This is a genomic window from Mycolicibacter hiberniae (genome assembly GCF_010729485.1).
In the GTDB taxonomy this organism is placed as follows: Bacteria; Actinomycetota; Actinomycetes; order Mycobacteriales; family Mycobacteriaceae; genus Mycobacterium; species Mycobacterium hiberniae.
In genome coordinates this window covers 2,112,099-2,124,547 of record NZ_AP022609.1, presented here as the reverse complement: position 1 = coordinate 2,124,547, position 12,449 = coordinate 2,112,099, and the positions used below count along the sequence as shown (strand labels likewise).

13 protein-coding genes are annotated in these 12,449 nt (G+C 69.3%); 5 read left to right on the top strand and 8 right to left on the bottom strand.

Annotation, left to right across the window (positions count from 1 at the left end; all coding sequences use genetic code 11):
- The first annotated feature begins 2 nt into the window (after positions 1-2).
- Genes rbfA through G6N14_RS09990 form a run of 3 tightly spaced genes read left to right on the top strand, consistent with a single transcriptional unit; the run spans position 3 to position 2,820 of the window.
- Positions 3-482 (top strand): 30S ribosome-binding factor RbfA, encoded by a 480-nt coding sequence (gene rbfA / locus G6N14_RS10000; protein WP_085137202.1) that lies wholly within the window; start codon positions 3-5, stop codon positions 480-482.
- Positions 460-1,458, top strand: a complete 999-nt coding sequence (locus tag G6N14_RS09995) for a DHH family phosphoesterase (protein WP_085137204.1) — start codon at positions 460-462, stop codon at positions 1,456-1,458. Before rbfA ends, G6N14_RS09995 begins: the two co-directional genes overlap by 23 nt.
- Positions 1,459-1,503: 45 nt before the next feature.
- Positions 1,504-2,820, top strand: a complete 1,317-nt coding sequence (locus tag G6N14_RS09990; RefSeq protein ID WP_085137206.1) for an MATE family efflux transporter — start codon at positions 1,504-1,506, stop codon at positions 2,818-2,820.
- 51 nt (positions 2,821-2,871) lie between these two features.
- On the opposite strand, the gene G6N14_RS09985 is transcribed toward G6N14_RS09990, so the two are convergent.
- Both G6N14_RS09985 and G6N14_RS09980 read right to left on the bottom strand, forming a co-directional pair.
- Positions 2,872-3,264 carry a hypothetical protein gene (locus G6N14_RS09985; RefSeq protein WP_133054954.1) on the bottom strand — a complete coding sequence of 131 codons (393 nt, stop codon included), beginning with the start codon at positions 3,262-3,264 and terminating at the stop codon, positions 2,872-2,874.
- A gap of 16 nt (positions 3,265-3,280) precedes the next feature.
- Positions 3,281-4,036 (bottom strand): enoyl-CoA hydratase, encoded by a 756-nt coding sequence (locus G6N14_RS09980; RefSeq protein WP_085137209.1) that lies wholly within the window; start codon positions 4,034-4,036, stop codon positions 3,281-3,283.
- Positions 4,037-4,069: 33 nt separating this feature from the next.
- Here G6N14_RS09980 and G6N14_RS09975 point away from each other — a divergent pair, with 33 nt between their 5' ends.
- On the top strand, positions 4,070-4,621 hold the full coding sequence (locus G6N14_RS09975; RefSeq protein ID WP_085137211.1) for a DUF1802 family protein: 552 nt from the start codon (positions 4,070-4,072) through the stop codon (positions 4,619-4,621).
- Positions 4,622-4,634: 13 nt separating this feature from the next.
- On the opposite strand, the gene G6N14_RS09970 is transcribed toward G6N14_RS09975, so the two are convergent.
- The 4 genes from G6N14_RS09970 to G6N14_RS09955 are packed head-to-tail and all read right to left on the bottom strand — an operon-like array spanning position 4,635 to position 9,334.
- On the bottom strand, positions 4,635-5,840 hold the full coding sequence (locus G6N14_RS09970) for an acyl-CoA dehydrogenase family protein (RefSeq protein WP_085137213.1): 1,206 nt from the start codon (positions 5,838-5,840) through the stop codon (positions 4,635-4,637).
- A complete protein-coding gene (gene sfnG / locus G6N14_RS09965; protein ID WP_085137214.1) occupies positions 5,837-6,967 on the bottom strand; it encodes a dimethylsulfone monooxygenase SfnG in 1,131 nt (376 codons plus the stop codon). Before sfnG ends, G6N14_RS09970 begins: the two co-directional genes overlap by 4 nt.
- Before the next feature lie 13 nt (positions 6,968-6,980).
- A complete protein-coding gene (locus tag G6N14_RS09960; RefSeq protein WP_085137216.1) occupies positions 6,981-8,120 on the bottom strand; it encodes an LLM class flavin-dependent oxidoreductase in 1,140 nt (379 codons plus the stop codon).
- Positions 8,120-9,334: an acyl-CoA dehydrogenase family protein gene (locus G6N14_RS09955; protein WP_085137218.1), complete on the bottom strand. Its 1,215-nt coding sequence runs from the start codon at positions 9,332-9,334 to the stop codon at positions 8,120-8,122. Before G6N14_RS09955 ends, G6N14_RS09960 begins: the two co-directional genes overlap by 1 nt.
- Before the next feature lie 618 nt (positions 9,335-9,952).
- Between G6N14_RS09955 and G6N14_RS09950 the strand changes: the two genes are divergently transcribed.
- On the top strand, positions 9,953-11,224 hold the full coding sequence (locus G6N14_RS09950; protein ID WP_085137220.1) for a lipase family protein: 1,272 nt from the start codon (positions 9,953-9,955) through the stop codon (positions 11,222-11,224).
- Between the two features lie 47 nt (positions 11,225-11,271).
- On the opposite strand, the gene G6N14_RS09945 is transcribed toward G6N14_RS09950, so the two are convergent.
- Positions 11,272-11,580, bottom strand: coding sequence for a hypothetical protein (locus G6N14_RS09945; RefSeq protein WP_085137222.1), 309 nt, complete (start codon positions 11,578-11,580; stop codon positions 11,272-11,274).
- Positions 11,581-11,745: 165 nt separating this feature from the next.
- Positions 11,746-12,234 (bottom strand): hypothetical protein, encoded by a 489-nt coding sequence (locus G6N14_RS09940; RefSeq protein WP_085137224.1) that lies wholly within the window; start codon positions 12,232-12,234, stop codon positions 11,746-11,748.
- Positions 12,235-12,449 lie beyond the last annotated feature (215 nt).

The window sequence follows — 12,449 nt, the reverse complement described above, 5'->3', positions numbered from 1 at the left end:
CCATGGCTGACCCGGCACGCGCACGCCGGCTGGCCAAGCGGATCTCGACGATCGTCGCCTCGGCTATCGAGTACGAGATCAAGGATCCGCGGCTGGCCGGCGTGACGATCACCGACGCGAAGGTCACCGCCGACCTGCACGACGCGACCCTGTACTACACGGTGCTCGGCCGCTCCTTGGACGACGACCCCAACTACGGCGGCGCGGCAGCCGCCTTGGAGGGGGCCAAGGGCGTGCTGCGGTCCAAGGTCGGCGCAGGAACCGGGGTGCGGTTCACCCCCACCCTGACGTTTGTCCGGGACACCGTGCCCGATGCGGCGCACCGGATGGCGGAACTGTTGGCCGCAGCACAGGCCGCCGACGCCGACCTGGCCCGGATCCGGGAGGGTAAGCAACCGGTCGGAGACCCGAACCCGTATCGGGAGGTGCCCGGATCAGCGGGCGCCGACGACAGCGGTGATGGTGAGCAGTCGGGCGACTGATCCGCTGCCCACGGGTCGGCGGGTGGATGCCGCTGCAGCCGTGGAACTGCTGTCGGGCGCGAGCACGCTGACGGTGATCTGTCATGTGCACCCCGATGCCGACACCATCGGTGCCGGGCTGGCGCTGGCGACGGTCCTGCGCCGGCGCGGCAAGACTGTCCAGGTCAGTTTCGCCCGCCCCGCCACGCTGCCGCAGTCGCTGCAGTCCTTGCCGGGTGGGGAGTTGCTGGTCAGCCCGGATGCGCTGCGCCGCGACGCCGATCTGGTGGTCACCGTCGATGTCTCCAGTGCTGATCGGCTCGGAGATCTACAGGAGCCGGCCGCTGCCGCGCCCGAACTGCTGGTGATCGACCACCATGCCTCGAATCAGCTGTTCGGAACCGCCAATTTCGTTGACCCGACTGCGGATTCGACGACCATGATGGTCGCGGAACTGATCGATGCCTGGGGCGAGCCGATCGATGTGGACGTGGCGCATTGCCTGTATGCCGGGCTGGCCACCGACACGGGATCGTTCCGGTGGGCCAGTGCTCGCGCGCACCGGCTGGCGGCGCGACTGGTGGATGCCGGAGTGGACAATGCGGCGATCACCCGCGCGGTGATGGACACCCATCCGTTCGGCTGGCTGACGATGCTGTCGCGGGTGCTGGCCAAAGCCCGGCTGCTCGGAGATGCCGCGGGCGGGCGCGGGCTGGTCTATGCAGTTGTCGACCATCCCGAGTGGACCACGGCCCGGCCCGAGGAAGTGGAGAGCATCGTCGACATCGTCCGCACCACCGCAGAAGCCGAGGTGGCCGCGGTGTTCAAGGAGACCGAACCGGGGCGCTGGGCGGTGTCTTTGCGGGCCAAGGCGACGGTGGACCTCTCGGCGGTGGCGTGCGGGTTCGGTGGTGGCGGACACCGGCTGGCAGCCGGCTACACCGCGACCGGGGACATCGACGGCGTGGTCGGGTCCCTGGTCACCGCCCTGGGCTAGTCCCCGAGGTCGGGAGCCGTCCCGATCTGCCCCAAGATGGTGGCTATGCACGACAGCACTGCCGCCGGTGGCCGTCAGATCGCGGCGCTGGCAATGCCGGCGCTGGTGGTGCTGGCAGCCGAGCCGCTCTATCTGCTGTTCGACACCGCGGTGGTCGGCCGGCTCGGGGCGCTCGGCCTGGCGGGGCTGGCGATCGGCGGGCTGATTCTGGGCCTGGTGGGCTCGCAGGCGACGTTTCTGTCCTATGGCACCACGGCGCGTGCGGCGCGCCACTACGGCGCCGGCGACCGACCTGCGGCGGTCGCCGAGGGGGTTCAGGCGACTTGGCTGGCACTGGGTTTGGGGGTGCTGGTCGTGGTGGTGGTGCAGGCCGCCGCGGTGCCGTTGGTCGCGGCGGTGGCCGGGCGCGACAGTATTGCCCAGGCCGCGTTGCCCTGGCTGCGGATCGCGATCCTGGGGGTACCTGCGATCCTGGTGTCGCTGGCCGGAAACGGATGGCTGCGGGGCGTGCAGGACACCTCGCGTTCGCCGCGCTACGTGGTGGCCGGGTTTGCGTTGTCGGCGGTGCTGTGCCCGCTGCTGGTGTTCGGGGCACTGGGCCTGCCGCGGTGGGGGCTGGCCGGTTCGGCGGTGGCCAACTGTGCCGGCCAATGGCTTGCGGCGCTGCTGTTTCTGCGTGCCCTGGGAACCGAGCAGGTGTCGCTGCGGCTCGACGCTGCGGTGCTGCGCAGGCAACTGGTGCTGGGCCGGGACCTGATAGTGCGGTCGCTGGCTTTTCAAGCCTGCTTCGTCTCGGCAGCCGCGGTGGCGGCCCGGTTCGGCGCGGCGGCCCTGGCTGCCCACCAGATCGTGCTGCAGCTGTGGACGTTTCTGGCGCTGGTGCTCGATTCGCTGGCGATCGCGGCTCAGGCCCTGGTGGGCGCGGCACTCGGGGCCGGGCACGCGCGCCAGGCGCGGTCGGTGGCGGCCCGCGTCACGGCGTTCTCGGCGATCGCGGCCGGTGTGCTGGCCGCGGCGTTCGCCGCGGGCCGGGCCGTGTTGCCGGAGCTGTTCACCGGCGACGCCGCGGTGCTGGCGGCCATCGGCGTGCCGTGGTGGTTCCTGGTGGCCCAATTGCCCCTTGCCGGAATTGTCTTCGCGCTCGACGGCGTGCTGCTGGGGGCCGGAGACGCAGCGTTCATGCGGACCGCCACGGTGGTCAGTGCCCTGATCGGCTTCCTTCCGCTGACCTGGCTGGCCCTGGTGCTCAACTGGGGGCTGGCCGGGATCTGGTCCGGATTGACCACGTTCATCGTGCTGCGCCTGCTGTTCGTCGGGTGGCGGGCCCTGTCCGGTCGGTGGGTGCGAGCCGGACAGCCGTAGGCGCGCGGTGGTGCGCGCCGGCGACCAGCACCCGGATGGCCGGCGCGGGCCCTAGCCGCCGACGCCGGCGTCCAGCAGGAAACCACCGCCGACGAAGGTGACGAGGAAGATCGCCCAGCCCAGCGCCGGCCAGGTGAGCATGGTGCGCCGGGTCCGCGCGCAGTAGCTCATGCCCACCAACGTGGTGACGATCGCGACCGCCATACCGCCCCAAGACACCAGGTAGGCGGCACCGATCAGGCTGTCACTGCATTGGTGGGCATCCGTGCACTGGGTGGTCACCATCCCGGCGAACATCGAATACACCCAGCCCAGGCCGCACGCCAGGAGCAGCAACACGGCAAGCAACGACGCGCCGATCACGTCGAGGAGCCGGCGCCGCGGTGGTGGCGCCCGGAAGTCGCCGTGCGGACTTGCGGGGTACGGGGGGCCGTTGGGGGTCAACGTGGGCGCGCCACGATCACTGCACCTGGGCGCGCCCGCGCTCGAGCACGGCTGCCCGGTTGGCGGCGACGTCGGCGCCACTCACGGTGTGCAGCCACTGCTTGGCCGCCATCGCCTCGATCCACAGTCCGGTGGCCGTCTGCGACTCGTCGATGCGGTGGTAGGAGGCCAGCAGCGCACGCACCGCGGCCTGGTTGTTGCCGACGATCGAGCCGGCCACGGCGCGTGCGGTCGCAAGCAGTTCATCGTGGGGAACCACTTCGGTGACCAGGCCGGCCCGCAGCGCGTCGGCCGCCGACAGGTAATCGCCGGTCAGGCTCATCCGCCGGGCCAGACCGACCCCGACCTTCTGGGGGAGGCGAACACTGAGGCCCCAGGACGGCAGCAGGCCCACGCGGGCGTGCGTGTCGGCGAACCGGGCCTGGTCCGATGCGATCAGGACATCGCAGTACAGGGCCAATTCCAGCCCACCGGTGACCGCCGCGCCGTTGATGGCACCGATCACCGGCTTGGTCATCGGCGGCCACTGCGGGGAGATGTCGGGCAGCGCCGTGGATTCGCTGAACTCTTTGAGGTCCAGACCCGCGCAGAAGACCGGGTCGGCTCCGGTGAGGATCACCACGTCGACGTCGGCGTCGGCATCGGTGGCGCCCAGCGCGCTGAAGATGGCGTCGCGCAAGGCCGCCGACAGCGCATTGCGGGCCTGCGGGCGGTTGAGGGTCAGGGTTCGGATGCGGTCCTGCGTGTGGACCAGGAGAATGTCGTCGCTCACCAGTTCACCGTAGCCGGGGCTAGGCTCAGGGGAATGCACGGTATGGCCTTGAAGGAGTGGAGCGCTGTCGTGGCGGCGCTGCTGGCCGGTAGGCAACGAATCCTGCTGCGCAAAGGCGGCATTCACGAGAAGCGATTCGAAGTCAGCGCCGACGAGTTCCTGCTGTTCCCCACCTCGGTGCACAGCCACGCCGAGCGCGTCCGTCCCGAACACCGTGACCTGCTCGCGCCGGCGGCCGAAGACTCCACCGCCGAGCAGATACTGGTGCGGGCGGCGGCGAAAGTCGTTGCGGCGCTGCCGGTCGACCGGCCCGACGCGCTGGAGGACATCGCTGACCTGCACATCTGGACCGCGGAATCGGTGCGTGCCGACCGGCTGGATTTCCGGCCCAAGCACCGGCTGACGGCGCTGGTGGTCCAGGTGTTGCCGCTGTCGGTCCCGGTGCGGCTGGCGCGCTGCCCTGAGTATGCCGGGTGCTCCAGCTGGGTTCAGCTGCCGATTGCCGACCCCGAGCTGGGCGACCCCGTGTACACCGCCGACGAGCTCGCCGCGGCGACCGCCAGGGTCCGTGACAGCGTCGGCTGACGAGCCCGCCGGGTCAGATCTGCGCGTGATTGGGCGGCCGGACCCCGGTCAGCTCCCATGCGCCGATGTGGTGGTACTTCCAATCCACGGGGTCGTGCACGCTGTGCGTGCGGGCATTGCGCCAATGCCGATCCAGTCCGTGTTTGAGGTCGGTCCCGCTGGCACCGGTCAACGCGAACAGCTCGCTGGCCACATCGACGGCCACCTCACTGGCGAACGCCTTGGCCTGGGCCACCGCGATCGACCCCTGCGCCGCGGTGTCCGGGCCGGCCGGGATCAGACCCGACTCGTCGAGGACGGCGGCTGCCCAGCGCAGCAGTTGCACCGCGGCCCGCGTGCGGGTGGCCAGCCGGCCGATCCGCAACCGGATGTTGGGATCCTCCGCGGCGGTCGGCGCCTGGGCGGTTCGGTAGGCCTCGGAAAACGGCCGGCTGCGCGTGCGGACGAACTCCGCGGCGTCGGCCAGTGCCCCCTCGGCGATCCCGGCCTCGATTGCCGCGTGCACCAACTGCGCCCGCGCCCCGAGCAACTGGGGTTCGGCGAACACCGTCCCGTACGGCAGGACGAGCCCGGCATCGACGCGGACGCCGTCCAAAGTCGTTGTGCCGCTGACCGTGGACCGCTGTCCCATCGCCGACCAGTCCTCGTCGATGCGCACCCCGGCGCGCTCGCGTTCGACGAACGCCAGGACCAGCTGGTCATCGGGGTCCAGGGCGCTGACGGCCAGCCAGTGCGACGTGATGGCACCCGTGCTGTAGTACTTGACCCCCTCCAAGCGCCATCCCGGGCCGTCGGCGACGAGGCGGGTTTTCAGATCGAGGGCGTGCGTGCCCCCGCGTTCGGCCAGGACCGGGGCGATACGGCCGCCTTGGGTCACCGCCGGCAGGAGCCGGCTGCGCTGCTCCGGCGTGCCCAGCAGACGCAGGATGTCGACGGCCAGGAAATGGCCCTGCGGGATCTGCGCCAACGCCGGGTCGGCGGCGGCGATCGTGCGGATCACCTCGGCGAGGGTTCCCGGTCCCAACCCGGACCCGCCGTCGGCCACCGCAACGGTGATCGCCGGCAGACCGGAGCGGTCGAAGTCGGCCAGCTCGGCACGCGGAACGCTTCCGGCCCGGTCCCGGTCGGCCGCCCCGGGACGCACGGCGTCGGCGAATGCCTGTGCCGCGGCGACCGCCTCGGCGTGGTTGGCCAGCCGCACCGCGGTTCCGGCGGTCACGACAGTGCCGGCACGGGTGCGGGCGCCAGGCCGGCTTGTGCCTCCAGTTCGCGCACCAAGGGCAGCACGTTGCGGCCGAAGGCCTCGACCTCCTCCTGGAAGTGCAGGAATCCGGCCAGGATCAGGTTCACGCCCAGTTTCCGGTAGGCGACGATGCGCTCGGCGACCTGTTCGGCGGTACCGATCAACTGCGTGCGGAAGCCGTCGTTGTACTGCACCAAGTCCTCGAAGCTGGAGTCCGCCCACATGCCCCGCTGGTCTGCGGTCGCGGCGCCGGCCTGCCGCACCGCCGCGCCGAATCCCTCGACCGCGGGTACATCGGCCTTGGCGATGATCTCCCGCAGCACCTCCTTGGCCTCGGCCTCGGTGTCGCGCACGATGACGAAACCGTTCAGGCCGAAGCGAGGGGGTTCGGCACGGCCGGAATCGGCCGCGATCCGGCGAAGATCGGCCAGTTGGGCTGTGACACCGTCGAAGTCGTTGCCATTGGAGAAATACCAGTCGGAATAACGGCCGCCGTTGGCGCGGGCCGCGGTGGAGTTGCCCCCCTGGAAGATCTCCGGGTGGGGCCGGCCTTCCCACGACAGCGGTTTGGGCGCCAGGTTGAAGTCGCGGATCCGGTAGAAGTCGCCGGCCAGGTTGGCCGGACTCTCGGTCCAGATCGCCCGGAGCGCCTGAATGAACTCAGCACTGCGCCGGTAGCGTTCGTCGTGTTCGAGCCAGGGCTCGCCGAGCTTGGTGAACTCGTCTTTGAGCCAGCCGCTGACGATGTTGACCGCGACGCGCCCGTTCGACAGGTGGTCGGCGGTCGCCAGCCATTTGGCCAGTACGCCGGGCTGCCACATCCCGGGGTGCACCGCGGCGATCACCTTGAGCCGCTGGGTGGCCAGCAGCAGCGCCAAGCTGAAACTTGTCGATTCGTGCTGGTACTCGGCGCTGTAGCTGGCCGTGTAACGGACTTGGGTCAGGGCGTACTCGAATCCGGCTTCCTCGGCGATCCGGGCCAGGGCGACGTTGTAGTCGTAGCTCCAGTCGGTGCGCTGCTCGATCGTCGAGGTGACCAGTCCACCACTGACATTGGGGACCCAGTAGGCTAAGCTCAGCGGCGTGGGGGGGTAGGTCGGCATTGCCTGTCTTCCTTTAGGTAGTCGGTGTGGGGTGGCCGAGCAGACCCCGTTCGGCCAGAATCGGCAGGACACCCTCCCCGAACGAGAACGCCTCCTCCAGGTGGGGATAACCGGACAGCACGAACTCGTCCAGCCCTAAGCGGTAGTACTCCTCGATGCGATCGGCGACCTCTTCGTGGCTGCCCACCAGGGCGGTGCCGGCTCCACCCCGGACCAAGCCGACGCCGGCCCAGAGGTTCGGCGACACTTCCAGGTTGTCGGTCCGGCCGCCGTGCAGTTCGGTCATCCGCCGCTGGCCTTCGGATCCGGAGCTGCGCTGGATCTGCTGGGCCCGCTGAATCTGCTCGGGGCTCAGCCCGGCCAGCAGCCGATCGGCTTGAGCCCACGCCTCGGCCGCGGTCGGCCGGCTGATGACGTGCAGTCGGATCCCGAACCGCGGATCGCCGGCGGCCTTGCGGTCAGAGCCCAGGTCCTTGACCCGCCGGCGCACCGTGTCGAGCTTGTCGGCGACCTGCGCCGGCGGCTCGCCCCAGGTCAGGTAGACGTCGGCGTGCTCGGCCGCCACGTCGACCGCGGCCGCCGAGGACCCGCCGAGGTAGATCTCGGGCCAGGTGGATGCGGGCACGATGGTCGCGTCCTCGACGAACAGGTGATCGCCGTGGAACGTCACGGGGTCGCCGGACCACAACTGCCGGAACACGGTCAGGAACTCCCCGGCGCGCCGGTAACGCGCGTCCTTGTCCAGGTCGTCGCCGAACCGCCGTTGCTCGACGTCGTCACCGCCGGTGACGACGTTGAGCAACAGCCGGCCCCCGGAGACCCGCTGGAAGGTCGCCGCCGCCTGGGCGACCAGCGTCGGTGCCTGAAGTCCCGGACGGAAGGCCACCAAGAACTTGAACCGGCTGGTGAGTTGGCTCAGCGCCGCGGTGAACACCCACGCGTCCTCACACCAGCTGCTGGTCGGGGTCAGCGCCCCGGCGAACCCCAGCTTCTCCGCCGCTCCGGCGACCAGGCGCAGATAGTCCAGGTCTGGTGCGCGGTCGGCGCCGTAGGGGTTCACGCGGCTGCCTGCCGCACCAACGGCGTTGCCGAGACTCAGGTCGCTGCGGGAGTCGCCGTTGGTGGGCAGGAACCAATGCAGGGTGATGGCCATCAGCGGTACAGCGAGAACTCGGGGTGCCGGTGGTTGAGCACCCAGTCACCGACTTCCCGCGCCTTGTAGGCGACCGGGTCGTGCAGGGTGTGCGTGCGCAGGTTGCGCCAGTGCCGGTCGAAGCCGTACGCGCTGGTGGTGGCACGGGCGCCCTGGATCTCGAACAGCCGGCTGGCGGCCTGCAGGCCGACCTCGGTGGTGAAGTACTTCGCTTCGTAGACGGCGATCGCGGCGTCGGCGCGCTGATCCTCGGTCAGTGCGGGGCCGATGTCGATGGCTTCCTGCAGCGCCTCGCCGGCCCGGTCGGCCAGCAGGGCGGCGGCGCGCACCTGGCTGACCACTTCGCCGACGATCTGCAGAATGTAGGGATCGTCGGTCGCCCGCTCGACACCCGAGGACTCCCAGGGGGTGGCCTTGGTTTTGGCCCAGTTCAGCGCCTCGGTGAGCGCGCCCTCGGCGGTCCCGACATAGAAGTTCACGAACGCCAACTGCCAGTGCGGGGTGATCAGGGTCTGGTACGGGCTCAGGGTGCCTCCGGTGAACGGTTCCTCACCGAGCACCTCGTGATGTTCGATCCGGGCGTCGACGACACGGACGCCGCCGGAGTCCGTGAGGCGCTGGCCGATGTTGTCCCAGTCGTCCAGGAAGGTGAAACCCTGCCGGCCGCCGCGGGCGTCCAGCGACAGGAACACCTGAGACCCGTCCAGCAGCGCGGTGACCGAGAGCTGGTCACCGGTGCTGGCGCCGCTGGCGAAGGTGCGGCTGCCGTTGAGCCGGAAGCCGTCGCCGTCGCGGGTCAGCACCAATCCGGTGCTGCCACGCGGGTTTTGGATACCGCCCCAGAAGAGCTTTTCGGCGGCGTTGCGACGCGACTGGGCGTCGGCCTGCTCCGGCGTGCCGAACAGCCTGGCGACCCGGGTCTGGGCGTAGTGGTAGCCCAGCAGGTGGGAGATGGAGGTGTCGCCGCGTGCGATTCGCCTGGTGACCTGCGAGGCCTGCGCGTAGTTCAGCCCGGATCCGCCGTATTCGACCGGCTCCTGGATCTGGAGCAGATCGTTGGCGCGCAGCAGCTCTATCTCGGCGCGCGGCGTGCCGTTCGCCCGGTCACGCTCCGCGGCGGTCTCGCGCAACTCTTCGGCGACTCGGTCAGCGGTGGCGAGCACGTTGGCGAGGACCTGGCTGCTGGCGGCCGGTCGCTCCGTGACGACGGTCATGGGGGCTCCTTGGGAGATGAAGTGGCGCACCGGATGTCTGGCGCTGCCACGAGATACAACGCGGGGGACTCTGCCGCAGACAACATGACGGCCGATCGCCAGGACTCCTATGAATCGGCGTTGAGCAGGGCAGATGCCGTTCCAGCCCGCTAAAACGCAAGGTGATTCCAAAGCGCGCCTGGCTCCGCGGCAGCCCGCCCCGCGATGTGCACCTTTCCAGGCGGCGGGAAGAGCGACGGTGGACCGCGCCGCTCACGATCTTGCCGATGCGACAATTTCCGCTCGCCGTGGAGCTAATTGTTATCAAACGCTAAGCCGCTGTTCACAGCTTTGTGACCTGTGATCACTAGTGGGCAGCCTGTTGCCAATCGTCGTGGAGTGACATTTCATTCCGTCCTGAATCGCCGTCCGACGCACGGTGATCGAGCGCGTCCTGGTGTGCCGCCAGTCCGAGCATCCAAAGAGGAAGAGTCAATGAGGTTTTCGATTAGTCGTGGTGACTTGTCCAGGGTGATACATCGACGGCGGGCGCGTACCGACTGCAACACCGCCGGCTCAGCAGGCACGCCGGCCGCCGGTCGGCGATCCGGCCGTCGGACGGTGGCGGCTGTAGCGGCGATGGCGCTGACCGCCGGTTCACTCACCCTGGTGGCCGAACCGGTGGCGCAGGCCGACGACATCAAATACGAGGCCTTCTACACGCCTCCGGCCCCGCTTCCGGCGGGGAAGCCGGGTGATCTGATCCGCACCGAACCGCTGCGGCTCGTGCTGGAGCCGTCTGGCCAGCTGGGCGCCTTCGTCGGAAACGGAACGCGAATCATGTACCGCAGCACTGATGCTCAGGCGCATCCGGTTGCGGTCACCGGGGCCTACATCGAGCCCGACGTGCCCTGGCCGGGAAGCGGACCGCGGCCACTGATCGCCTATGCCACCGGCCCGTACGGAGTCGGTGAGCAGTGCGCCCCGTCGCGACTGTTCGACCAGGGCATCCACTTCTCGCAGGGGTTCGACCTGACGTTCAACTACGAAGAGGGCTTCATCGCGACGCTTCTGGCCCGCGGCTTCGCCATCGTGGTGACCGACGGGGTCGGACTGGGCACCCACGGACCCCAGTCGCCCCAGTTCTTGAACCGGGTCGCCGCCGGAACGGCGCTGATCGACGCGGCCCGTGCAGCCCAGAAGCTGCCCGGGACGTCGCTGGACCCCCACGGTCCGGTCGCGTTCTGGGGTTGGGCGTCGGGCGGGCAGGCGTCGCTGTCGGCTGCCGAGCTGGCGTCGACCTATGCGCCTGAGCTCGATGTCGTGGGCAGCTACGCCAACGCACCGCTGACCAACGTGGTCGAGGCGATTCCCTCCGTCGACGGCAACTTCCTGGCCGTGCTGGCCGGGTATCTGCTCCGCGGCATCCAGGCGTCGTATCCCGAGACCGAGCAAGCCATTTGGGATGCGCTGACCCCGCGCGGCGTGCAGATGCTGGACTGGAGCGGACACACCTGCCTGGTGCAGGGTGGTGTCGACTACGCGTTCCGCCACCTGGAGTTCTGGTTCAAGGACGACCTGAACGCCGTCGCCTCGTCCGAACCTCTGAAGACCATCTTCGCCTCACAGCGGGTCGGCAACATCAAACCCAAAGGCCCGGTGTACATCTCGCACAACCGTTGGGACCCGTTGGCGCCGTACACGTCTGCTCATGACACCGCGCGTGATTGGTGCAACCAGGGAGCCGACGTCGAACTGTGGACCAACGAGCAGCCGCCGTTCTTGAACAAGATGGATATCAACATTCTGCTACCGCAGTTCGTCGACGGTGAGCGGAGCATGGCGTGGGTCAGCGATCGCTTCAACGGTGTCCCCACCCATTCGAACTGCTCGGCGATCCTGGCCGAGTGAGCTGCGGGCGCAGCTAGGCGAAGTCGGACCCTGTGGGCGCGTCGGTACTACCGGCGCGACCGCAGGGTCCGAATGATCTGGGCGGACAGGTCGGGGTCGGCGAGCAGTTGGTCGATCAGCGCTGTCATGACTTCCTGGCCGGTGATCCGCGCACAGCCGACGCGGTCGGCGGCCTCCCGCTGCCAGAGGTCGAGCCCGCGGTGCTGGGCCGGCGACAGGTCGACGGTCCGGCGGGTTCGGGTCTGACGCAGCGGGATCGGCTCGGTCGGCTTCATGCCCGGCTCGCGGGCCGGTGCCCAGCCGGTGGCCGGGACGGCGAAACCGCGGTTGTCGAGGGGATCGCTGGAAGCTCTCATCGTGTGGACCTTCGGTTGCGGTGGTACCTCACCCTGGTGCTCATGCCAGCGTAGCCGCTCACCGGCCATCCGGGACCGCACTGCGGCACCGGCCTGCTGGGCTCAACCCGCGCCGCCGTCGCGTCGTGCTCCGTCGGTGCGCCCCTGGACCGCCGAAACCCTAGGTCAGCGGGCTTTGGCCGCGGAGACGGCGGCGCGCAGCCGGTCGGCGAAATCCTGCCCGCTCTGGTCAGCGCCGAGACCGAGGTAGAACCCGGCGTCCGCCTGCTCGTCGGTCGCGCCGGACCAGTGCCCGACGACATCGACTCCGAAGTCGGGCACCCCGACGATGCCGGGACGGGTGCTGATCGTCTCAAGCCGTGCCGAGCGAACGTGGGTTCCCCGTTTGTCGCCGGACACGGCGATGACCAGGTAGCGGGGGGTCAGCACGGCCACGGTCCGGTGCTCTCGATCGGGGTCTGCCGAGCCGGTGATCCTGGCGATCAGCCCATTGCGGTACAGCCGCACGCTGTGGGTTTCGCAGACCGCCTGCGCCTGCCCCAACACGTCGCCGAGCTGGTGCGCTGCTGCGTGGTCGCCGATTGCGGCGCGTATCGCGGCATCAAGGCGCTCGGGGGTACTCGCCGTGCTGTGGCGCTCGTAGAGCTGCTTCATGGTCGCTCGTTTCGTCCGTTATCACCCCGGGCCGGGGTTCGCCCGTGGAGATCCCTCCGAACGGGTGCTCGTCCCGGCTCATCGCATCTTCGCATGTCCGGCCCGCTGGCGCGTGGCGCCATTCAGATCGACCGAGGGGATGGTTCTACGGGCCATTATCGTGGCAAGCTCGAATGCTTTTAGAAAGCATCTCGTAATTCCTTATTGCATGAAAT